Here is a 20,756-nt window from a genome sequence, read left to right on the forward strand (position 1 = left end):
TTAAAGTCTGTAAATCTCTGTTTAGCGATTGGTTTAAATTCACATTTAAATAAAATGTAATATTGTCTCAAAAACAAAAATAAACGAATGGCAACAAACCTTTTTAGACCTTATTTATTTACCGGACTTCACATTCTGGGCTGGTTATTATTGGGATTTATTATGCTGTTTTACATCCCCTTAACCTGGAATGTAGTACTTCCGTCTGTTTTTTGGCTCTGGCAGATTATTATATTGATTTTATTAATTACCATATTTTATTCTAATGCAAAAATTATAGTCCCAAAAACCATTATAAAAGACAATACTTCTCCTTTTCTAATATGGGCTTTTCTCACGATTTTTGCCATGCAGCTAATCGCCTTCTTTTATACGTCACAGACAGATCTTCACACTAAAATTAGTCTTGTTTTAGGCTTCAAAAAATATAAAAACCCTTATTTTGATAATTATGTTTTAATGCTCACTTTATTAGTTTTGGGCATTAGCACGAGCTGGGCTATGTTACAGCACTGGCAGAAAGCCGCACAGCACAAGCAAAAATTAGAACAGGACAAAACAATGGCCGAACTGGCAATGCTAAAAGCTCAAATCAACCCTCATTTTTTCTTCAATTCCTTAAATAGTATTTATTCTTTAACGTATACAGATATTGAAGATTCTAGAAATGCGCTTCATACTTTAAGCCGAATGATGCGTTATTTACTTTACAGCACCGAAGAAACAACGACTTTATTAAAAGAAGCCGAATTCATGAAAGACTTTATTGCCCTGATGAAACTTCGTGCCAACAGCAAACTGACCATCACAACTGATATTCCCGAAAAAATACACGATTACCCAATTGTTCCGATGTTATTACTACCTTTAGTAGAAAATGCTTTTAAACACGGAATTCATGCCACAGATAAAAGTGAAATTCATATCTCGCTCAAGCAAGCCGGAAGCAGTCTTGAATTTGAAGTAGAAAATACTTATTTTGAAAAATCTTCTACAACAAATGAAGGCGGCATTGGGCTTACAAATACCAAACGCAGACTGCATTTAATTTATCCGCATAAACATTCGCTGATATGCGGTGTAACCAAAAATGGCATGTATAATGTAAAACTGCAAATAACTTTACAATAATGACAATAATAAAATGTATAGCAGTAGACGATGAACCTCTCGCATTAAAGTTAGTTCAAACTTTTATTGAGCAGACTCCTTTTTTAGAACTAAGTGCCAGCTGCGATAATGCGGTTGAAGCTATGAGTTTAATTCGGGAAAAACAGCCGGATCTGGTTTTTCTGGATATCAATATGCCCAATTTAACCGGAATGGAACTGGCCAGACTTTTGCAGGAACAGCCTGGATCACTGCCTAAAATTGTTTTTACAACAGCTTACAATCATTATGCAATTGAGGGTTATAAAGTGAATGCTGTAGATTATCTCTTAAAACCCTTTAGTTACGAAGAGTTTTTGCGAGCAGCGAATAAGGTGCTGCAGCTAACCGAAGAATCTTCTAATCAATATCAGCCCATAACTGCAGACGATGAATTTATTTTTTTGAAAGTAGAATATCAATGGGTTCGAATTTCTCTAAAAGAGATTTTATATATCGAAAGTCTGAAAGATTATGTAAAAGTACATCTAGACGATTCAAAAACAGTGGTTTCTCTCATATCCTTAAAAGCTTTAGAAGAAAAACTACCCTCGGCAAAATTTATGCGGGTGCACCGCTCGTTTATTGTCTGCCTTGATAAAATAAACGCCATCAGCAAAAACTCATTTTTATTGGAAAAACCGAAATTACGGTGGGCGAACAATACAAAGAAACATTTAAAACCATAGTTGATAAATGGTTAAAATAAAATTGAAATTACTATCATGGAAAAAAGATCAAATAAATATTATTTAACATTAAGTTTAAAAGAATACGCTAACGGTGAAACCGAACCGGCAAAAGAACTCGGAATTGAATTTGATAATCACGATGAAATATTTGGAATTATTGAGCGAATAAGAGAAAAAAACATATTCGAAAATCCATCTGAAGCGACTCAATTTGCGCTGGGATTAAAATTGTTCAGCGAAATAAAACTGAAACACCGCAAAAATCCTTTATTCGATGAACTAAACGAAGTATTTCCAATCTTCATGAAAAAACTAAAAAGCTTGTAGTTCACTGCAAGTTTTTTTTTTATCCCAAATTATGAAAGAATTTTAAAATGTTATGTAAATCAAGTTATTGCCTATTTCATTAATTTTATTAGAATGATCTAAAAAAATAGCTTTATGATACACAAACATGGATTAATTATCACTAAAACAGCATTGGATTTTGAAATTGAAGGTGTTCTAAATCCAGCCGTTATTGCTGCTGACGGAAAAATACATATTTTTTACCGCGCTGTGGCTTTAGGAAATCATTCCACAATTGGATACTGCCGTCTTTCTGATCCTCTTACTATCGAAGAACGATATGAATATCCGGTTATAGTGCCTGAATTGCCCAACGAGAAATATGGTGTCGAAGATCCGAGAATCGTTAAAATCGACGACCTTTATTATCTTTCTTATTGCGGTTATGACGGCGAGAATGCTTTTGGATGCGTGGCTACTTCTCCCGACTTAAAAACTTTTACAAAACACGGAATTGTGGTACCGCAGTTAAGCGGCGATGAATTGCGCTCTTTAATAAAAACCCAACAGGATTTAAATATAAAATATTTTCAGCCCAGTACCGGAAGCAGTTATGTATGGGATAAAAATGTGGTTTTTTTTCCGAGAAGAATAAACGGAAAACTTCATTTTCTACATAGAATTCGTCCTGGTATCCAAATGGCTTCCGTTAACGAGCTCGATGATTTAAATCCGGAATACTGGCGAAATTATATGCTCGATTTCAAAAATCATATTGTACTCGATCCAAAGTTTCCGCATGAATTGAGCTATTTAGGAAACGGTGCTCCGCCAATCGAAACAGAACACGGATGGCTTTTAATTTATCATGGAGTTCACGATACCATAAACGGCTATATGTACGTGGCCTGTGCAGCACTTCTCGATATCGATGATCCAACCCGCGAAATTGCACGTTTGCCTTATCCGCTATTTGTTCCGGATCAGCCTTGGGAATTAAAGGGATATGTCAATTATGTCTGCTTCCCAACAGGAACTATTCTCGACGACGAAGAATTATACATTTATTATGGCGCTGCCGATGAAGGTATTGCGTGTGCCTCAGTAAATTTAAAAATCCTGCTGACAGAACTTTTGGCTAATAAAATCTAGTTTTCTATTTTTTTAAATTAAATTTGGACTATTAATCCAAAGCTTTTTAAACACAAATAGACAGTCCAGATGTTAAGACCATGGCAATTTGAGATCCAGTTAGATAAAAAATCAGACAAGGCACTTTATCTGCAAATTGCTGATGCTATAATCATTGCGGTTAAATCCGGAAAATTAACCAGCGGTAACGCCTTGCCCGGAAGCCGACAACTGGCTGGACTATTAAATGTAAACCGAAACACAGTAATTGAAGCCTTAGATGTTTTAATTGCCGAAGGCTGGCTGATTACAATGGATAGAAAAGGAACTTTTATTGCCGATATCCTTCCTGAAATTAACTCTAATAAAAAGGAAGAAACAAAAATCCATATTGAAGCTGAAAACCAAAAACCGCATCTTGTTTTTGATGACGGACTTCCGGACAGCCGTCTCGCTCCTATGAACGATCTGGCACGTGCATACCGTGAAATATTCAACAGAAAATCACGCTGGCAGATTATGGGTTACAGCAATGAACTCGGCAATGCCGAATTTAGAAAAGCCATTGTTCAAATGCTGAATTTCAAACGCGGCATGAATGTTTCTTTTGATGAAATCTGTATAACGCGCGGCAGTCAAATGGCAATGTATCTCGCGGCGCATTGTTTGTTATCTCACGGAGATTATATTATAATTGAAAACCCGGGTTATAAACCTGCCTGGGAAGCTTTTGAAAATGCCGGAGCCAGTCTGCTTCCGGTTAATGTAACTAAAGATGGTTTGGATTTGGACGAAGTAGAAAATCATCTTAAAAAACATTCTTCTATAAAAGCCATTTATGTAACGCCTCATCATCAATTTCCGACCACGGTTACAATGAGTTTAAAAAAGAGATTAAAACTTATCGAATTATCCAATCAATACGGATTTACGATTATTGAAGATGATTATGATAATGAATTTCATTTTGGACAAAGACCAATTCTGCCAATTTCGAGTTATAGTAATGCTAAAAACTACATTTACATTGGCACTTTAAGCAAAATTGTCGCTCCGGCGCTTCGTATTGGTTATCTCGCTGCTTGTCCAGAGAATATCGCAAAAATTGGACAGCACCGAAAAATAATTGATGTTCAGGGCGATAATATTATGGAAGAAGCAGTACTTCATCTTATAAACGAAGGAAAAATCAAGAGGCATCTCAAAAAAACAAACTTAATTTATAAGGCAAAAAGAGATTATTTTGAGAGCTTATGCAAGCTTCATTTAAAAGACAAAATCAGTTTTAGCAAACCCGAAGGTGGTCTGGCATTTTGGATTGTACCGAACAAAACGGTTGATACAGAAAAAATATGTACCGAATTGCTCTCAAAGGGAATCAAATTAATGAGCCCCGAGAAATTTAGTTTTGACAAGCCCGTAAATGGTTTTAGACTGGGATATGCCTCACTGACCGAACAACAAATGGAAGAAGGAATTACAGCACTTTCAAAGTATTTATAACCGAACAGGTTTATGATCCTGACAGTCAAGTCTTATATCGTTTGTTTCCAGTTTTGTATTTAATAAACGGCAATAATTATTTCCGTTCTGCTGTGAAAAATAACCACAATTATGGCAGGTACTCTGAACACTTATAACCTGTAAATCATGTAATTGCTGAATCAATGAACTTATATTTTTCCACAAAATCACTTTATCCTTTTGGGAACTTCCTGATACTAATTCAAATAACGGATCTGTAAAATCTTCTGTCAGCAGAACCATTTCTAAACCTTTGGGCGTTAATTCCATGGTATAACTTCTGGAATCTGAAGTATGAAGCGTTTTGGTGATATATTTTTTTTGATCCAAAATTTTAATCGTATCACTAATCGTCGCTTTTGTTAAATTAAACTCTTTAGCAAGATAACTTACAGTTGCTTTATTTGCAGCGTGATTTTTTATGAAAATCAGAAGCTGAATCTGTATCGGACTCAAATCGTATTTTTTTGCTTTTTCCCACAACAAAACCCGGAAAACCTGAGACAATCGTTCGAATCCTGCGGTAATTTTTCCGTCTAAACTACTATTTTGCGTTTCTAAATTGAAGATGTTTTTCATAATTATATCCAATAAAACAGACTGAAAGCCCCCACTTTCAGTCTATCGAATTACTAATTCTAAACGAAAAATTAATAACAATTTTCCATTTCGATAATCGAAAATCCGTTTTTAAGAATTTGATTTTCAATATCTGCAGGTGCTTTATCGATATGACAAAATCTGCATTCTTTTGAGGTCAAAGGCTGGCCTTCCTGCAAAACTGTTTTGAGATATTGTTTACCGTATTCAAAAACCTGACCTGCATCGTCGGTATTTTCATCAACCAAAATATCAAAATGCATTACTTTACCGTCTTTTCGGGTTACATAAGTATCCCATACTGCTACTTTCATCTTATTTTTTATTTTTAGTTTTTATTTATTGTTGTAGTTTTAAACACATAGGAACATAGTTTTTAAAAGTGTTGTAAAAGGCGTTTCACTTGTTTAAACAAACATAGTTATGTGTTAGAAACTAGTTTCTTTTTTTACTCTTTATAAAAGAAAAAAATCTATGTTTCTATGTGTTTAAAAAAATCTTTTTCAATTCAATGTTTATAAAAACCTCTTCGAAGAAAACTCCAAAGAGGTGTTTATATTTACCCAATCACTTCTTCCATAGAAGCGCCGAAGTTAATGTGCAGTACATTTCCGTTTGGAGTTACCAAAGCCGGAACCGATTTTAAACCAGCCTTTTGAGCTTCTGCTATTCGAGATCTGTCTTCTCCGATGTTTACTACTTCAACATCTTTAACTAAATTTAAAATGTCGTGTTCTGCGCTTACGCAAACTGGACAACCTGCGTGATAAAAAATTGATTTGCTCATTTGATTTGATTTTAATTTGACTTCATTGCCAGGACAAAATTAGGCAGGATACCTAACCATTAAATAATCCAGTTTTGTCATTTATAATCAGTTTCTGGTCCAGTACTTCATTTTTTATCTGGACTACTTTATATAGAAAAAACTGGATCACTTTTACAATCCACTTTAACTTTAACTTTGCCTATTATGAAAGAGGATATTATTTTTAATTTGAAGCAGGTTCACCATCGTATCGAAAAAGCCTGCCAAGATTCAGGAAGAGACGTTTCGGATGTTCAATTGTTACTGGCTACTAAAACTGTTCCTGCAGATAAAATACAAATAGCCGTTGAAGCCGGAGAAAATCTTATTGGAGAAAATAAAATGCAGGAACTTCGCGATAAAGATGCGGAACTTAAAAATTTAAATATCAATCGTCATTTTATTGGTCATTTACAGACAAATAAAGTAAAAGATGTTTTGAAATATGTTAGCTGTATTCAGTCTCTCGATCGATTAAGCCTGGCAGAAGAACTGCACAAACAGCTCCAAAAAGAAGGTAGAAATATTGATGTTTTTGTTCAGGTAAATACCTCGTTTGAAGAAAGTAAATTTGGGCTCCCGCCGGCAGATGTTATTCCGTTTATTAAAGAAATTAAAAAGTACGACACTTTAAAAATCAAGGGATTAATGACGATTGGATTATTAGATGTTGAAAAAGAAAAAATGCGTCCGTCACTTCGCCTGCTCCGCGAAATAAGAGATAAAATTTACGAGGCAAAAATTGAAAATTTAACCGACTTAAAACTCTCAATGGGAATGTCTCAAGATTTAGAATTGGCTGTTGCCGAAGGTTCTAATCTTGTGAGAGTAGGAACTTCGATTTTTGGAAACCGATTTTTAGGTAAAGAAATCTGGAACGAAAATATTGCAGAATAAAACCTAATTTTGCACCAAATAAAATCTCAAATGAATCTGTACGAACTTGTTGTAAACGATACCGAAAAAATTGCCCTGGAGGATTTGCTTTTCAGCGAAGAAAACAAAACAGCTCTTTTTCAAACAATTAAAGAGCATAAATATCTTGAGGAATTAAAAAAATACAATCTCAAAGTAGATAATAAAATTTTACTTCACGGGCATTCAGGCTGTGGTAAAACGACTACTGCAAAAGCCATTGCGACGGCTTTAAACAAAAACATTGTGATTATCAACCTCAGCACTTTAATCAATGCTAAAATTGGAGAGACTTCTAAAAATGTAAAAGCCATTTTTGACAAGGCAATTCGGGAAAAAGCAGTATTATTTCTGGATGAGTTTGACCAGATTGGCAAAAGCCGTGAAAGCGATGATAAAGATGTTGCCGAAATGAGGCGTTTGGTTAACACCATTATTCAGTTAATTGATTATTTCCCAACTGATAGTTTACTGATTTGTGCTACGAATTTTTACAATAGTATTGATACAGCATTACTGAGAAGATTTCAGATCAAACTAAAATTTGAAATGCCAAATGAGAATGAACTGAATATTTACTATAATAAGTTACTGGTTGATTTTCCTCTTCATTTGCAGGATATTCCGAGAAAATATGCAATTTCATACGCCGAAGCAAAAGACTATGTGCATACGACAATGAAAAGGCAGATTATTGCAGAACTGGAACTTGAAGAACAAAAGCTCGAAAAAGCTCTTCTATAAAAAAAGCGTCTCAATAGGAGACGCTTTTTAACAAATTAAATTCTGGTGTTAAGCTTTTGCTTTTCTTTTTACTGTACAGCCAATTTCCTTAGTCTGCGTTATAGCTGGTTTTTGACCGCTTTTTAAAGATGCGATTACATCTTCGGCATATTTTACTTTGTCTGCTTTTGTTCCTTCCGGATCATTATCGATGGCTCCCACATATTCTACTACGTTTCCTTTTGCCGTTTTAGAAACGATAAAAACGTGCGGCGTGCGTTTTGCACCGTACTCGTCTGTAATTTTTTGTCCAGCATCAAACAAATAAGGGAAAGGATATTTTTTCTCTTTTGCCAAATCCTGCATTTTACTGAAAGTGTCTGCTGTAGAAGCTTCCGGATCATTTGGGTTAATGGCAATTACCGGATATCCCTGCGGTTTGAACTTTTTATCTAAATCGATAATTCTCTGCTCATAACCCACAGCATACGGACATGTATTACAGGTAAAAACTATAATATAACCTTTTGCTTTTGGAAAGCTTTCTAAAGAAACTTCTTTATTGTCAACATTTTTTAGTTTAAAATCCGGTGCAGTATCTCCTGCCTTTAGTGTCGTTCCTGTTTGTGCCTGAGCTAGAAAGGCAGAAAATGCTAATACTAGTAATAAAATTATTTTTTTCATGGTTTACAGTTTTTTATATTCAGTTAATAATTGTTCGTAGGTAAATTCACTTTCAACAAATTTTCGTTTATCATTTTTAATGAAAAGTGTCGCCGGAATACTTCCTGACCACGAAGGATCTATTCTGTCGATATATTCCTGAGGGCTGCTTTCGTTTAATAGAAACACTTCGTTCTTCAGATTTTTCCTTTTCACAAACGGAATTACATTTGAATTTAATTTTGATTTGAAATCAAGGCTTACTAATAAAACTGCCAGTTTCTCTGATTTGTGTTCAGTACTTAGTTTTTCAAAATGAGGTAATTCCTTAATACATGGTGCACACCATGTTGCCCAAAAATTCACTACATAAGTACTGTCTTTTCCTTTTTTAATCCTTTCGTTTAACTGATCAATATTCAACAGCTTAACATTCTGACTGTAAGCCGAAACCGAAAAAACACCAAACAGAAATATATAGAAAAAAGACCTGATTTTCATGAGGAATAATACTTTAGGATTAATTTGTGCCTTACAAATATAAAGTAATGAATACTTACTTTTTGTTAATAAAAGTTTAATGGAGTTTTTTTTGAGATGAGAAGACTAAGAACTCCTAAAAGCAAAAAGCTTTACAGGCACTCATACTATGGAACTTCAGAATCTCTGGCAGTATTATTACACATCATCAAAAAACTACTTTTTTAAAGCAGCTAGAACCTTATTCAATTTGACGACATCTTCCTGATAACGCGGATATGCCGCTATATTTCTCACGCTGTGGTTTTGACTGTTTGTTATTCCTATTCCCGTTATTTCCTGAAATGGAGATTCCATAATTAAACCATTTAAAATACAATCGGCGATATATTCAGAATGAGTTTCAAATTTTGGAATAGTCTGCAGATGTTTTGTAATAATTGGTTTTAGAATAGATTTTTCATTTTCTTCTATTCCTGTCATTGGTAAAAGAAGCAAAAAGAAAACAGGATCATCTTCAAAAACCAGTAATTCATTTAAGGTGAGAAAACATACTTCAAAATGACCTCCCAAATTACCAATGTAAATATCATTCAGAAAAAAATTGATTTCATATTCCTGAAATTCAATAGCAAAGTTTAAATTCTTTGTCAGATCACCTGCAAAATAGCGTGGATTTTCTTCGATAGTTTCATAATTGAAGAATATTCTTTCCCACTCATAAAAATCATTTTCGTTTGTTTCTATAACCTCAACGGCTTCATCAATATTAATTTCTTCTTTATCATCAAAACCTCTGAACCAGCATAAATAAAATTTCCAGAAGAAGGTATTAACCTTGATTTCTTCTCTTTTTATCTGATTATTCATGGCTGTAAATGATTTTGAGGTGTCCACATTCTAAAGAATTTAAACATTTTCGGAAATTCTTCACGTGGTACAAATGCAAGGCAGACTTCTCTATTTTCTAGTGAGGATTCAGTTAAAACAATATTATACGGTTCTTTTTCTGCATTTCTAAATTCTTTTTCAGAAACAACGCAAACCACTTTCTTAAATATTCCGTTTATCCATTTCTGCATATTCTCATTATGTTCAAACTTTCTAAAACAAGCTAAAGAAGCATGTGCAGTTATTACAGGAACCAATTTATCAGGAACGTCCTCTTTCACTAAAATGTACATTTTCATATTAAATCTTATAGTTGTTTTGAATATTATTTTTCTTCAATCCACGTTAAAAATGCCGTATCCGCACCACCTATTTTAACAATTCGGTTTTTATGCGTCATTACTCCCAGACCGTGTTCACTATCCCAGGAACAAGAGAAAAGAAAACCGATATACGGCAGATTCTCTTTAAAGACAGAGGTAATGTAAACAGCTGCAGGCGATATCAGACTGGCAAAACCTTTTATTTCCATAACATCCGGCATAAAGTCAGGTTTGTCTTCTTCGCTGTAATTATAATCCTTCTGCCATTGTGGGTATACTTTCAATAATTCAGTTAAAATGCTCTGTAGTATTTCCTTTTGATTAGTTTCGAGATAATTAATTCCGTTTTCGTGTTCTATTGCAAGTTCTTCTTCCTCTTCATCATCAAATAAAATTTCACACCTAATAATTTCTTCTTCCCCAAAAAATGACTGCCATTCTTCTAATGCAACAGAATCAAAAAAATTATCTTCGCCTTCATCCTCTTTTACAATATCACGCGGATTCTCTAAATGTTTATTAAAAAACTCATAACAAAATGGTGCTCTGGTGAATATATAATCCGGGTTTTCGTTGTAACACAAATAGAAATATTCTAGTGCTTTTTCTTCGTTACCGCATTCTAAACAGCATTGTCCTCTGTAATAATTTCGAACATAAGGTTCATTTCTCCCTGACGCCGTATGACGGTCATTAATATCAAGCCATCGCATCATATTGGGAAAATCTTTGGCCCAGATATATTCGTTAGTCATTCTGCCTGCAATAATATAAGCCTGATAGATATTGTATTTTTCATCATCGGCCTCTGCCCATTTTTCTTCGATAAAATTGATAAGATCTTCTTTTGTCAATTTATTTTTCTTCAAAGAAAATTTATCTAAGAAAGTAGATATATCGTCTATTATATTTTCTGCGTTTGACATGCTTTATCTTTTACATTTACGGCTGTTTCATTCTATAAAATCTTATAACAGCTTTTCGAATAACTTTTTTTGTTCCTCAGTCAATTGTCTGGCAATTTTACCGAAATCCTTACTTTGTCCAAAAGTCGTATACATGACACTTTCCCAGCAGTAAGCGGCCATTTCCTGAGCGTCGGTCTCGCTGTCTGAGTATTCTTTTAAATTTTCATCTGTAAAATAATACGCCGCAAAATTCTCCCTGCTGTCAAGTAACAACTTTAGACTATTTTCGGTAGAGAAATACGCAATAAACGCTTTATAATGCGGGTGTTCCTGCAATGACAAAACCGCATTGATGTACACCTTTATTGATTTTTTTGTTACTCCAAATTTTTCTAAAAATACCGGAGTAAATTTTGACTGAATGGATTGGTGTTCTTCATCTACAGTTTGATAATAATCTACCAGTGTATCAAAATAATTTTCGTTTTGCAAGCCTAAAGCAAAAACAGCAAAGGTCGAAGGCATTGCACAATTTTCATCTTCAAGATTGGTGTACCATTCATATTTGTGTTTAGTAAGATCAATATATTCCAGAATCAGAGAATGCAGTTTTACATATTTTACTGCTCCGGCTAATAAATAATGCTGTCCGCATTTTGGAAATCCTTTTACAGGAAGTAACTCTTTTGTTTTAGCAGAAAATGCAATTTCGAAACTTTTAGGAAAATCTGATTTCAAAAGATTATTGACAAGTGTCAATGCCTTTTTATAACTTTCTTCGGTTTCGTTAATCAGTTTAATATGGATCGCGGCAAAAACATCATTTGCTTTAAAGGCTAAATCGCTGTCTTTATAATTGGTTAATTCTTTTGGTAATTTACCTGTTCCATTTTTCTTAAGCTGTTCTACTTCATCAGAGCCTAATTGAGTGACAACATCAAAATATTGATTAGCTGTAACCGATGCATAACTTGGACCGTATTTAATATGAGAAACAGCCAGATAACATAAAAAACTTAACAGCTCATTTTCTTCTTCTGTTAAGGTATTTTTTGATGCAATTTCTCCTGTTTTAGGTACAAATATCCTTGAATTATTTCTTTGGACACGATCGAATTTAGCACAAATCAAGTCTTTTGTGAGGTTTCCTAAAGTATATTCGTAACTCTTAAATCCGCTTAATTTTCTAAGTTTCTCAATAAAAGAAACATATAGTTCTTTTGAGAAAGAACGTGTCTGAAAAAAATATTTTACGATAGAATCAAGCAGGAATTTCTCGCCGGAATCCAGCAAATAAGGATTAGGATATTGCTCATCTATTTTAACTGTTCCGCCATTTATCGCTTCAATGAATCTTTCTAAAAGCAGTTCATTTTCTTCAATTTTGACCAGGTAATTTAAATTTCTCATTATAGTTTAGTCGTTTTCATCATCATTATATTCCTCATCGTCATCGTACGAAAGATAAGACCAGTCTATGTCTATATGGTCCAAAATAGAATCAAAACGATCCTGATCGCTCGTTCCGATAAAAGCAGCAGTGCAATTGTTCTCCTTATCAAATGAAAGACTGATTACATCATAAAAATCATTGGTGTATACTTTTTGGTTATCTCTGCTTATTTCAGGAACTAATGTCCAATTGTTCTCTACGAATTTTACTTTATCGGAATCAATTGATCCAAAATGGTTTCCGTTGTATTTTAAGCCGCCCAAAGTACCGCTGAAAACAGCCATAAAGAGAAAAAAATCCTCCGTGCTTTGGGTTTCAATTTCCCAATCGGATTTTTCAATTGTATCGTAATTGCCATAAACAGGCGGATTATCGAGTTTTAAATCTTCTTTTTTTATTCCCCAAAAGGCTACAACCTGGTTTTCTTCATAAATAACCAAATAACCGTCATCAGAAAAATCAACTTCATCCTCAGGTTTCAATAATCTATTAAAAGAATAATTAAGATTTTCTTCTTTACCCAGCTCCAGATAATATTCTTTGAGTTTTGCCGGAAGCGCTGTTTTTAGTTTCTCTTCGAGTGCACGAATTTCAGCTTCTGAGAATCCATAATTTTCATTTTCTGAAAGATTATAAAGACGCTTTATTTTTTGTAAATAGTTCATAGTTTTTTTTCGATATTTAATATCTCCACTTTTTAACTGTAGTACTGCCCAGTAAATCGACAACTATTTCTTCTGTCCAATTGTCTATCTCTTTATTTTCTGAAAAATCATTTTGAGCAAAAATCAGACAGCCTTTTAGGTAATCATCCACAGTGTCAAAAATTTTAGTGAGATAAGGCGTATCCTCGTGGTCGTAGTAATAAATTTCTTTTGTTTCACTGTGAAAACAAAACATGTTTCCGTTGCCTAAATAATCACTGAAAGAAATTAAATACGGTAAAAGCTGTTTGTCTTCCTCTGTAAAATCCGGGCCATATTGAGGTGTGTCTGCCCAAATATCTTTAATCCAGTCGACTTCGTTGAAATCCTGAAGCTGTTCTCCAATATCGGCAATTCCAAATGTCTGATAAAATAGTTTGAGATTTTTGGGGATTGTTGTTCCTAATTTGGTTTCCAGATTCAGAATCTCTTGTTCTGAAACAGGCTTTTTTAAATCGTCGCCAAAATTAGCAGCAATAGATTCAATAATTTTTTGAGTGTTGATTTTCCAATCTGCGTCTCCAATTTTGTTAAACGGAATCAGAATATCTTCTTTGCTGTTTATCTCAATCATAACTTCGGCTTATATAATTTTCTAAGCGTGAAAATACATAATTCCCCTTACGATTGCAATTACTTTTGAAATCGATTTGTATTATTTTTCAGAAAAAAACTCCAATTGCCTGAAAACCGGAATCAACGATTTTCCTTTTTCTGACAAAGTATATTCAATATGCAGCGGTTTTAGCCTGATAACATTTTTATCCAAAAGTCCAAAGTCTTCTAATTCGCGAAGTGCGACCGCCACAGATTGTTTATTTGCTCCTTTCAAATCTCTCAAAAGTCCGTTGAAACGCAGCGGGCCGTCAACAGCCAATAGAAAAATCTGCGGTTTCCATTTTCCTGATAATAATTTCAGAAGTCCCTGAGCAGGACATTCGTTTTCTTTTTCTGATTTATTTTCTGTAGTCATCTTTTTTAGACTAATTGACTTGTTATTAATTACGGACGAACTTTGCGTAAAAGTAAAAAACCTAAGCGTAAATAAAAGCAGTTATTATGAAAATACTGTCGCTGTTATTAATCCTGATCTGCAGTGCAGGCTGCTAGTCACAAACTAATTCAAAAATGAGCGAAAATAAAACCAATCCGTTATTGTGTAATCCCGAAACCGGAACTTGTGAAATGCCTGCTGGCGAAACATCAAAAGAATCCATTACTATTACCGCACAAAAGAAACCTATAAAAATAATCTACTACACAGATCCTATTTGTTCTTCCTGCTGGGGAATCGAACCGCAGCTTCGAAAACTAAAAATCGAATATGGCGATTATCTAGAAATTGACTACAGAATGGGCGGTTTACTCCCAGACTGGAATTACAACAGCGGGGGTATCAGCAAACCGTCGGATGTCGCACATCACTGGGATGAAGCCAGCATATATTATGAAATGCCAATTGATGGCAATGTATGGCTCGAAGATCCGCTGGATTCTTCCTATCCTTCTTGTATTGCTGTAAAAGCCGCCCAGATTCAGAGTCAGGAAAAGGCGTTGAAGTTTATGCGCATTCTTCGGGAAAAATTATATCTCGAAAAGAAGAATATTGCAAAATGGGACAATATCGCCGAAGCAGCGAAAATAGCAGATTTGGATATCGAAAAATTAAAAAAAGATTATGATGGTGATGCTGAAAAGCTGTTTCAGGAAGATCTAAATCTGGCGAAAGTTCTTGGTGTAAGAGGTTTTCCGACCTTGTTTTTTGCCGATGAAAACAACAATAAGCTGACCGTTTATGGCTCCAAACCTTATTCCTTTTATGAAAATGCTCTGCTTGCTTTATTTCCTGAAGCTAAAAAGAAAAAGTTTGTAAACCAGAACGCATTATCGCTTTTTGAAGTTTATCCAACATTGGCCGTAAAAGAATATGCCGTTATTCAGGATATATCTGTTAATGATGCTGCGATTATTTTGGAAGAATTATTCAGAAAAGGAAAACTGGAAAAGAAAACGATTAAAAATGGTTCGCTTTATTCTATAAAATAATTTAAAAATTAAAGCCGTAAAAATGTTTTTACGGCTTTAATTTTTCATCTGATCTTTTATTAATTTAATAATTGAATCAGCTTCTTCTTTAAACTGAGTTTGATATTTTACTCTCACAGCGCTTTTGCCAAGAGCGTCAAAATAAACCCAGCCTCCTATTTTTTGAATAATATATTTTGGCTGTGTTGCTGCATTGTATAATTTATCAAAAGTGACTTCATTTAAAAATAGCTCATGAACATTGTCAAATAGTTTTTTACTTAATTGTCCGTTACTTACAAAGCTTATGTATTCCTGTTCAAAATTGTAATTAGTGTCAAAATACAGATCAGAATTAAAATTGTATTTCTGATTATAATAAGCAATTACTTTTTCAAAATTTTCAAAATAAACAGCCTCGTCAGAGTGGCGCGGTAACAAAACAATTGGTTTTTGATTATTGTTTTTAACCGTAATTATATCTCCATCAATGGTTGTGGCAATAGTTTGTGAATTAAGAATGAGCTGTTCTTCGCTTTCTGTCAAAGTCCAGAAATCCATATAATCGCCAAAGTTAGATTTGATATAATCCTGATCAGGTTTTTGTATCATCAATAATTCATTTATCGAACCCAAACCGTAAGTCATCAGAAAATCTAAATAGTCCGCAGGCAGCGAAAATGAACCCCGACTTAGTGCTTCTGTTTCACTATTCGTTAAGGGTTTTACGGTGCCGATTTTATATAATTCGATCATATAGTGATTGTAAATTATGATTACAATTATACACAAAAACTATAAGTTTTTAAGCAATTTCTTCTAAAATCAATTCGGCCACAGCATCAATTGCCTGATTAATTATACTTTCAGGCGTTCCATTAAATTCAAAACGTTTTGCTGTTTCTTTGTCGGCAAAAATAATATGCACAAAGATAGTTCCTACCGGCTTTTCTTCGTTCTCGCTGCCTCCGGGTGTAGTTAATCCGGTTAAGGCAACGCAGATATCTGAATTTATATAGCGAAAAAAATTCTGCGCCATTAATTTAGTTACTTCAGCGGATTCTGCACTGTATTTTTCTATTGTCCCCCAAGGGATATGCAGTAAATCTTCTTTCATGGAAGAGTGGTAACAGACCATCCCTCCTATTAAAATTCGGCCTGAATTTACAACTGTCGAAAACTCATAACTCATTTTTCCGGCCGAAGCACTTTCTACAAATGTTATTGTCAGATTCTTTTCTATTAACGCCTGACAGCAGGCCGTAACTTTATCAGATGCCATATTATTTTACTTTTAATTAAATATTTCCTTATCAAAAATAAAATCTTTCCAATTTTTAAGATTACATAATTTCCGAGTATGATTACATTATAAGTAACTGTTAATTATGCAGCTATAATTTATTTTCGTGTAAGATTTTCGGTTGTTCTGCATGGTAAATTTGTAAAACACAAGATTAAAAACTTATACGCCATGAAAACTGAAGTTCAGAAAAATAAAAATATAAATGCCGCAAATAGTATAACAAGTACAAAGTACAAGACGGAAAATTGCCGGGTAAAACAGTAACAAAAATTACTGCTAAAACTTTGGCAAAAAATAACGGATTCAAACCCAGCGAATAAATATTAATCTAAAAAACAGCGTTATGGAAAAGCAGAATAATTTTGATTATGGTCAAACCGACCCTGATTTTATAGATCAAAATACTCTTGTTGATGGTACTTATTCAAATGAAGATGAGTACAAACAAGAATTAAAGAAGCAAAACACTCAGGAATTTGGCGAGAGCAATCCTGATGTAATAGAACAAAATACTCTGGTTGATAATGATAATTATGCAAGAGATGAAGATCCTTATCAATATCAGGAAGAGTTTATTGGAGATTTAAACCATCCGGAACAAGACTTTGAGAAAAACACCAATGTTAGGTCTGAGAATATTCCAAATCAGGAACGAATTATTAATGAGGATGATTTGATTACCAATGATGGCGAAAGCGATCTAAATGACGACAACGATCCGGATGAATTAGATTATGAAAATGATGTTGAAAAAGACGGGGATCTAGATAATGATGAAGAATTGGATGACTTTGATGCGGAGCATTATCCGGAAAATCATCCAAGAGAATAATCGAAAATAACTAAGAGTTTCGTTTAAAATTATCCATTTATGGCTATTGCAGATCAAATTATCTGGCTTTTTGTTCTGGCTGTTCCAACAGCCTGTATAAGCTGGACGGTAACGCACGAAGAGATTTTTAGAGAACCTCACGAATGGTGTGTAAAACACTCAAAAAACGAGAAATTTTTACTCACCAGAAAATTCTTTTATCTTTTTACTTGTGAATACTGCTTCAGTCATTATGTTACAATTGGCTTTTTAATCTTTACAGATTATAAACTTTTGTTAAACGACTGGCGAGGCTATATTTTGGCCGGGTTTTCGCTGGTATTTGTTGCAAACATATATATGAGCCTTTTTGCCCTTTTACGTCAGGCTATAAAAAAAGAAAAAGTAGAAATTGAAAAAATTGAGATCGAAACTGATAATGAGAAGCTTATCAACAAATAAAAATACGTTTAACTAAATAAATTAAAAATTATGGAAAATTTACAATTCATAGATCCATTATTGCACGGAATCAAACCACTTGAAAAAAACACTGCCAATCTTACAGTAAAACAACTGGCCTGCGCCGGTCTTGGCTCAATTTTACTTGGAGCAGTTTTAAAGAAAACAGGTCATAATAAAGCTGCCGCTATTGTGGGAAGCCTTGCGCTGCCATTACTATCTGCAGCAGTTTACAAAAAAGTAGCAAAGTGATAAAAGGAAGCGAATTTTGCTAATGATGAAATGCCCGTTAAGCTAATTCTTAACGGGCATTTTTTATACACTTTCTAAATTATCTTGCTGAAGATGATAATTTATCTAATTGGGAAATTTCTAATTAGGTAATTATTAATTTGGAAGATTAATATTTCCTTCCACCCAATTTAATGCTTTGTTAAAAGCTTCCTTTTTAAATCCGTGGAACTCACCGGGAACCACATAACTGAAACCGTTTGTAAAAGAAATAATGTCTTCAGAATCTGTTACAATTGCAGCTCTGTTCCATTTTCCTAAATGTTTTAAACCTAAAAGTGCATCCTGAAGCCAGGCGCCGGCAGTAAAGTTTTTAATATCTGTATCCAGAACAAGTAAAAAATTGATTTCATTGGTTTGTTTTACCAAATGTTCGACTGCAGGAACTACTGCGGTTAAGAAATCCTCTTTTGTTACTTCTGCCAATGCTCTAAATGCAACTATATTATCGGTAGTGTCAATTTGATGTATCATGATTTTTTATACTTTTTGAGTTATTAATTGTGTTTGTAAATCAATTTTATTTTTAGAAACTAGTGCTTCCAAAATATCCAAAATTCAACTCAAATATACTGATTACATGACAGTTAAATATTATATTTTTTCATTTGTTTATTATAGTTTTTTAAGGTACTGAGGCACTAAGACGCGAAGGGACAAAGGTTTTTTCTTCGTCTCTAAGATTATGCTGGTGGTTATTTATATTCTTAACTCAATTAGATTTCAACGCATCTTTAAAAACCTTAGCACCTGAATCTTAGCACCTTAAAAAGAAAAAACCTGCTTCTTCCGAATACAGGCTTTTTACAAAAAAATAAAAAATAAACTAACACAAAATCTTAATTATATCCCTGGTTCTGTTGAATGACTTTTTGGTCAATAACGGTTTGAGGAATTGGAAATGTTCTTCTAAATGGCTGCGTAGCAGGTTTTGCTGTTCCAGGCAAGTCAAATTTCCCAAAACGAATACTTTGAGGTCTTCTTTGTAATTCCCAGTACAATTCGAAGCCTAATTCTTTATATAATTGTGCTGCATCTAAAGAAGTAAGTGCTTTTCCAGGAGCGTTTCCAAATAAAGATTCTCTTTTTCTGCTTGTACGCAGTTTGTTTAAATCATCCATTGCAAGGCCTACGCTTCCTTTTCTGAAATATGCCTCGGCTCTCATAGCGTAAATTCCTCCTAAACGGAATAACGGAATATCAACATTACTGTTACCATTTCCTCCCTCCGGATCAAACTCATATTTAAATACACGAGCTCCCTGATTAATTTCATTTTGAGCAAAAACAGATTTAGAAGGGTCTGCAAATGTCAATGATGGTGTAAAATTCATTCTTGTAGTGGTACTTTTTTCCATAAATAATGGAGAAACTTTAATACGGCCGCCTACCATTTCAAGTGATCCTGAAGGCAGTAATATTGGTCCATACTGAAGCCCGGCCTGAATTCCTCTGTTAAAATGGAACCAGGGCAAACTCGGGCTGCTTTTAGGAACGATGTCTGTTGCAGGAACACTTACATCTGTACCATCGTTCATAAACCATGTACCATCGGCATATTGATAATGCTGTTCGAATCTTGGATCATCATGATTACCATCCCAGGTTGCATAGAATTCAGGAGTTGTACATGCTGCGTTTGTTCCTCTGTTTGCGGCAGATGTTCTTTGATTACGCTCCATACACACATAAGCAAAACTGTTAGAACCATTACGGATGTAATCTATTTTTTGAGAAATCGCAAAAATAAGTTCTTTACCGTTGTTGTTATCTCTTGCAAAGTTTTTGAAAAAGTCACTTTCTAAACTAAATTTTCCTGACTCGATGAGTAAAGAAGTGTAATAAATAACACGGTCCATATCTGTTCCGCCGCCAGTTATAGCAGGTTCATTAAAATTGAAATTTGATGAGGCATTATAACGATCTTTAAAAACCGCACGATTCAAATACATATTAGCTAAAAAAGCATAAGCCGCCTGTTTGGTAAATCTTCCGTGGTACGTTCTCTGTGTTCCAATATCAGCCAAATCAGGAATTAAAGCTTCAACATCTTTAATTAACTGGTCAATTTGAGTATCTGCTTTTAAAATCTGCAAAGGCGCATTCACATTCAATGGATCTCTATAAGGTGCTTGTCCAAATAAATCCAATGTCGTATAAGTGTAATACGCTAAAAGAGCTTTTGATTCTGCTAAAAATAATGTCTTTTCCGGAAAAGTATTTTCCTGAGCTGATTTAACGGCGGTCAAAGAACGTGTGATTCCGTTATTCAATAAATCCCAGTTCGAAACTATAATAGCATTAGTTGAACTCCATGTAAATTCATGCATATCTCTCCATTTTCCGCCATCTCCCCAGTCGCTTCCGCGAGTTGGTAAAATAGCTTCGTCTGTAGTATATTCCTGCATGGCAAAAACGGCTCCGTGATCTGTAAAAGTTCCGTCTCCAAGTCTGTCATAAGCTGCGGCAAGTGAACCGGCAGGATCTGAAACAGCACTTGATGGTTGTTCATCTAAAAGAACTTCATCTAAATCAGTACAGCTGTTTAAGAGAAAAATAAAAGAGAATAGTGCTAAAATTTTTATGCTGAAAAATGTCTTTGTCTTCAT

The 20,756-nt window shown here is 34.2% G+C and carries 27 protein-coding genes; 11 read left to right on the forward strand and 16 right to left on the reverse strand.

The window, feature by feature from the left end:
* Positions 1-87: 87 nt before the first annotated feature.
* From BKM63_RS20080 to BKM63_RS20100, 5 genes are all read left to right on the forward strand, one after another.
* Positions 88-1,131 carry a sensor histidine kinase gene (locus BKM63_RS20080; protein ID WP_071638356.1) on the forward strand — a complete coding sequence of 348 codons (1,044 nt, stop codon included), beginning with the start codon at positions 88-90 and terminating at the stop codon, positions 1,129-1,131.
* The gene (locus BKM63_RS20085; RefSeq protein WP_242661199.1) at positions 1,131-1,838 is read left to right on the forward strand and encodes a LytR/AlgR family response regulator transcription factor; all 708 of its coding nucleotides are present in this window, start codon (positions 1,131-1,133) and stop codon (positions 1,836-1,838) included. The genes BKM63_RS20080 and BKM63_RS20085 overlap by 1 nt, the downstream gene beginning before the upstream one ends.
* A gap of 36 nt (positions 1,839-1,874) precedes the next feature.
* Complete coding sequence (locus BKM63_RS20090; RefSeq protein WP_071638357.1) at positions 1,875-2,168, forward strand: DUF3861 domain-containing protein; 294 nt, start codon at positions 1,875-1,877, stop codon at positions 2,166-2,168.
* A gap of 114 nt (positions 2,169-2,282) precedes the next feature.
* Entirely contained in the window at positions 2,283-3,281 is a 999-nt protein-coding gene (locus tag BKM63_RS20095; protein WP_071638358.1) for a glycoside hydrolase family 130 protein, read from the forward strand.
* Between the two features lie 69 nt (positions 3,282-3,350).
* The gene (locus BKM63_RS20100; RefSeq protein ID WP_071638359.1) at positions 3,351-4,763 is read left to right on the forward strand and encodes a PLP-dependent aminotransferase family protein; all 1,413 of its coding nucleotides are present in this window, start codon (positions 3,351-3,353) and stop codon (positions 4,761-4,763) included.
* Here the strand turns inward: BKM63_RS20100 and BKM63_RS20105 are convergent.
* The 3 genes from BKM63_RS20105 to BKM63_RS20115 all read right to left on the reverse strand — a co-directional run bounded on the left by BKM63_RS20105 (position 4,758) and on the right by BKM63_RS20115 (position 6,171).
* Positions 4,758-5,363, reverse strand: a complete 606-nt coding sequence (locus BKM63_RS20105; protein ID WP_071638360.1) for a MarR family winged helix-turn-helix transcriptional regulator — start codon at positions 5,361-5,363, stop codon at positions 4,758-4,760. The genes BKM63_RS20100 and BKM63_RS20105 overlap by 6 nt on opposite strands.
* 71 nt (positions 5,364-5,434) lie before the next feature.
* Positions 5,435-5,698: a DUF2024 family protein gene (locus BKM63_RS20110; protein ID WP_071638361.1), complete on the reverse strand. Its 264-nt coding sequence runs from the start codon at positions 5,696-5,698 to the stop codon at positions 5,435-5,437.
* A 245-nt stretch (positions 5,699-5,943) separates the two neighbouring features.
* Positions 5,944-6,171: a thioredoxin family protein gene (locus tag BKM63_RS20115; RefSeq protein ID WP_071638362.1), complete on the reverse strand. Its 228-nt coding sequence runs from the start codon at positions 6,169-6,171 to the stop codon at positions 5,944-5,946.
* A 186-nt stretch (positions 6,172-6,357) separates the two neighbouring features.
* Between BKM63_RS20115 and BKM63_RS20120 the strand changes: the two genes are divergently transcribed.
* Positions 6,358-7,089, forward strand: a complete 732-nt coding sequence (locus BKM63_RS20120; RefSeq protein ID WP_071638363.1) for a YggS family pyridoxal phosphate-dependent enzyme — start codon at positions 6,358-6,360, stop codon at positions 7,087-7,089.
* A 30-nt stretch (positions 7,090-7,119) separates the two neighbouring features.
* Complete coding sequence (locus tag BKM63_RS20125; RefSeq protein WP_071638364.1) at positions 7,120-7,851, forward strand: AAA family ATPase; 732 nt, start codon at positions 7,120-7,122, stop codon at positions 7,849-7,851.
* Positions 7,852-7,899: 48 nt separating this feature from the next.
* Here the strand turns inward: BKM63_RS20125 and BKM63_RS20130 are convergent, their stop codons facing one another.
* The 9 genes from BKM63_RS20130 to BKM63_RS20170 form a co-directional block, all read right to left on the reverse strand.
* Positions 7,900-8,514, reverse strand: coding sequence for a thioredoxin family protein (locus BKM63_RS20130; RefSeq protein WP_071638365.1), 615 nt, complete (start codon positions 8,512-8,514; stop codon positions 7,900-7,902).
* Between the two features lie 3 nt (positions 8,515-8,517).
* Entirely contained in the window at positions 8,518-8,994 is a 477-nt protein-coding gene (locus BKM63_RS20135) for a TlpA disulfide reductase family protein (RefSeq protein WP_071638366.1), read from the reverse strand.
* Between the two features lie 195 nt (positions 8,995-9,189).
* Positions 9,190-9,843, reverse strand: coding sequence for an Imm19 family immunity protein (locus BKM63_RS20140; protein WP_071638367.1), 654 nt, complete (start codon positions 9,841-9,843; stop codon positions 9,190-9,192).
* Entirely contained in the window at positions 9,840-10,163 is a 324-nt protein-coding gene (locus tag BKM63_RS20145; RefSeq protein ID WP_071638368.1) for a peptidyl-tRNA hydrolase, read from the reverse strand. The genes BKM63_RS20140 and BKM63_RS20145 overlap by 4 nt, the downstream gene beginning before the upstream one ends.
* 26 nt (positions 10,164-10,189) lie before the next feature.
* The gene (locus tag BKM63_RS20150; protein ID WP_071638369.1) at positions 10,190-11,113 is read right to left on the reverse strand and encodes a DUF6985 domain-containing protein; all 924 of its coding nucleotides are present in this window, start codon (positions 11,111-11,113) and stop codon (positions 10,190-10,192) included.
* A 42-nt stretch (positions 11,114-11,155) separates the two neighbouring features.
* Positions 11,156-12,505 (reverse strand): DUF6138 family protein, encoded by a 1,350-nt coding sequence (locus tag BKM63_RS20155; RefSeq protein ID WP_071638370.1) that lies wholly within the window; start codon positions 12,503-12,505, stop codon positions 11,156-11,158.
* 6 nt (positions 12,506-12,511) lie between these two features.
* Complete coding sequence (locus BKM63_RS20160) at positions 12,512-13,213, reverse strand: hypothetical protein (RefSeq protein ID WP_071638371.1); 702 nt, start codon at positions 13,211-13,213, stop codon at positions 12,512-12,514.
* A gap of 16 nt (positions 13,214-13,229) precedes the next feature.
* Entirely contained in the window at positions 13,230-13,826 is a 597-nt protein-coding gene (locus BKM63_RS20165; RefSeq protein ID WP_071638372.1) for an SMI1/KNR4 family protein, read from the reverse strand.
* Between the two features lie 81 nt (positions 13,827-13,907).
* Entirely contained in the window at positions 13,908-14,225 is a 318-nt protein-coding gene (locus BKM63_RS20170) for a winged helix-turn-helix transcriptional regulator (protein WP_071638373.1), read from the reverse strand.
* Positions 14,226-14,380: 155 nt separating this feature from the next.
* On the opposite strand from BKM63_RS20170, the gene BKM63_RS20175 reads away from it, so the two are divergent.
* Complete coding sequence (locus BKM63_RS20175; RefSeq protein ID WP_071638374.1) at positions 14,381-15,298, forward strand: DsbA family protein; 918 nt, start codon at positions 14,381-14,383, stop codon at positions 15,296-15,298.
* 36 nt (positions 15,299-15,334) lie between these two features.
* Here BKM63_RS20175 and BKM63_RS20180 read toward each other — a convergent pair whose 3' ends face one another.
* Both BKM63_RS20180 and BKM63_RS20185 read right to left on the reverse strand, forming a co-directional pair.
* A complete protein-coding gene (locus tag BKM63_RS20180; protein WP_071638375.1) occupies positions 15,335-16,033 on the reverse strand; it encodes an SMI1/KNR4 family protein in 699 nt (232 codons plus the stop codon).
* Positions 16,034-16,082: 49 nt separating this feature from the next.
* The gene (locus BKM63_RS20185; protein WP_071638376.1) at positions 16,083-16,559 is read right to left on the reverse strand and encodes a CinA family protein; all 477 of its coding nucleotides are present in this window, start codon (positions 16,557-16,559) and stop codon (positions 16,083-16,085) included.
* A gap of 367 nt (positions 16,560-16,926) precedes the next feature.
* On the opposite strand from BKM63_RS20185, the gene BKM63_RS20190 reads away from it, so the two are divergent.
* From BKM63_RS20190 to BKM63_RS20200, 3 genes are read left to right on the forward strand one after another with little or no spacing between them, the layout of a single operon-like run.
* A complete protein-coding gene (locus BKM63_RS20190; protein WP_071638377.1) occupies positions 16,927-17,415 on the forward strand; it encodes a hypothetical protein in 489 nt (162 codons plus the stop codon).
* A gap of 39 nt (positions 17,416-17,454) precedes the next feature.
* A complete protein-coding gene (locus BKM63_RS20195; protein WP_071638378.1) occupies positions 17,455-17,856 on the forward strand; it encodes a hypothetical protein in 402 nt (133 codons plus the stop codon).
* Positions 17,857-17,886: 30 nt separating this feature from the next.
* Positions 17,887-18,108 carry a hypothetical protein gene (locus tag BKM63_RS20200; RefSeq protein ID WP_071638379.1) on the forward strand — a complete coding sequence of 74 codons (222 nt, stop codon included), beginning with the start codon at positions 17,887-17,889 and terminating at the stop codon, positions 18,106-18,108.
* A gap of 135 nt (positions 18,109-18,243) precedes the next feature.
* On the opposite strand, the gene BKM63_RS20205 is transcribed toward BKM63_RS20200, so the two are convergent.
* Positions 18,244-18,621 carry an STAS/SEC14 domain-containing protein gene (locus tag BKM63_RS20205; RefSeq protein WP_071638380.1) on the reverse strand — a complete coding sequence of 126 codons (378 nt, stop codon included), beginning with the start codon at positions 18,619-18,621 and terminating at the stop codon, positions 18,244-18,246.
* Positions 18,622-18,986: 365 nt separating this feature from the next.
* Entirely contained in the window at positions 18,987-20,756 is a 1,770-nt protein-coding gene (locus tag BKM63_RS20210; RefSeq protein WP_071638381.1) for a RagB/SusD family nutrient uptake outer membrane protein, read from the reverse strand.

Origin of the sequence: Flavobacterium johnsoniae (genome assembly GCF_001879205.1) — a bacterium.
Classification (GTDB): Bacteria; Bacteroidota; Bacteroidia; order Flavobacteriales; family Flavobacteriaceae; genus Flavobacterium; species Flavobacterium johnsoniae_A.

Coding starts and splice junctions, on each gene's coding strand:
- BKM63_RS20130 (WP_071638365.1), bottom strand. CDS start 8,514: ATGAAAAAAATAATTTTATTACTAGTATTAGCATTTTCTGCCTTTCTA.
- BKM63_RS20080 (WP_071638356.1), top strand. CDS start 88: ATGGCAACAAACCTTTTTAGACCTTATTTATTTACCGGACTTCACATT.
- BKM63_RS20105 (WP_071638360.1), bottom strand. CDS start 5,363: ATGAAAAACATCTTCAATTTAGAAACGCAAAATAGTAGTTTAGACGGA.
- BKM63_RS20125 (WP_071638364.1), top strand. CDS start 7,120: ATGAATCTGTACGAACTTGTTGTAAACGATACCGAAAAAATTGCCCTG.
- BKM63_RS20090 (WP_071638357.1), top strand. CDS start 1,875: ATGGAAAAAAGATCAAATAAATATTATTTAACATTAAGTTTAAAAGAA.
- BKM63_RS20195 (WP_071638378.1), top strand. CDS start 17,455: ATGGCTATTGCAGATCAAATTATCTGGCTTTTTGTTCTGGCTGTTCCA.
- BKM63_RS20185 (WP_071638376.1), bottom strand. CDS start 16,559: ATGGCATCTGATAAAGTTACGGCCTGCTGTCAGGCGTTAATAGAAAAG.
- BKM63_RS20145 (WP_071638368.1), bottom strand. CDS start 10,163: ATGAAAATGTACATTTTAGTGAAAGAGGACGTTCCTGATAAATTGGTT.
- BKM63_RS20205 (WP_071638380.1), bottom strand. CDS start 18,621: ATGATACATCAAATTGACACTACCGATAATATAGTTGCATTTAGAGCA.
- BKM63_RS20095 (WP_071638358.1), top strand. CDS start 2,283: ATGATACACAAACATGGATTAATTATCACTAAAACAGCATTGGATTTT.
- BKM63_RS20150 (WP_071638369.1), bottom strand. CDS start 11,113: ATGTCAAACGCAGAAAATATAATAGACGATATATCTACTTTCTTAGAT.
- BKM63_RS20160 (WP_071638371.1), bottom strand. CDS start 13,213: ATGAACTATTTACAAAAAATAAAGCGTCTTTATAATCTTTCAGAAAAT.
- BKM63_RS20180 (WP_071638375.1), bottom strand. CDS start 16,033: ATGATCGAATTATATAAAATCGGCACCGTAAAACCCTTAACGAATAGT.
- BKM63_RS20170 (WP_071638373.1), bottom strand. CDS start 14,225: ATGACTACAGAAAATAAATCAGAAAAAGAAAACGAATGTCCTGCTCAG.
- BKM63_RS20085 (WP_242661199.1), top strand. CDS start 1,131: ATGACAATAATAAAATGTATAGCAGTAGACGATGAACCTCTCGCATTA.
- BKM63_RS20175 (WP_071638374.1), top strand. CDS start 14,381: ATGAGCGAAAATAAAACCAATCCGTTATTGTGTAATCCCGAAACCGGA.
- BKM63_RS20115 (WP_071638362.1), bottom strand. CDS start 6,171: ATGAGCAAATCAATTTTTTATCACGCAGGTTGTCCAGTTTGCGTAAGC.
- BKM63_RS20100 (WP_071638359.1), top strand. CDS start 3,351: ATGTTAAGACCATGGCAATTTGAGATCCAGTTAGATAAAAAATCAGAC.
- BKM63_RS20120 (WP_071638363.1), top strand. CDS start 6,358: ATGAAAGAGGATATTATTTTTAATTTGAAGCAGGTTCACCATCGTATC.
- BKM63_RS20210 (WP_071638381.1), bottom strand. CDS start 20,756: ATGAAGACAAAGACATTTTTCAGCATAAAAATTTTAGCACTATTCTCT.
- BKM63_RS20110 (WP_071638361.1), bottom strand. CDS start 5,698: ATGAAAGTAGCAGTATGGGATACTTATGTAACCCGAAAAGACGGTAAA.
- BKM63_RS20140 (WP_071638367.1), bottom strand. CDS start 9,843: ATGAATAATCAGATAAAAAGAGAAGAAATCAAGGTTAATACCTTCTTC.
- BKM63_RS20165 (WP_071638372.1), bottom strand. CDS start 13,826: ATGATTGAGATAAACAGCAAAGAAGATATTCTGATTCCGTTTAACAAA.
- BKM63_RS20155 (WP_071638370.1), bottom strand. CDS start 12,505: ATGAGAAATTTAAATTACCTGGTCAAAATTGAAGAAAATGAACTGCTT.
- BKM63_RS20190 (WP_071638377.1), top strand. CDS start 16,927: ATGGAAAAGCAGAATAATTTTGATTATGGTCAAACCGACCCTGATTTT.
- BKM63_RS20135 (WP_071638366.1), bottom strand. CDS start 8,994: ATGAAAATCAGGTCTTTTTTCTATATATTTCTGTTTGGTGTTTTTTCG.
- BKM63_RS20200 (WP_071638379.1), top strand. CDS start 17,887: ATGGAAAATTTACAATTCATAGATCCATTATTGCACGGAATCAAACCA.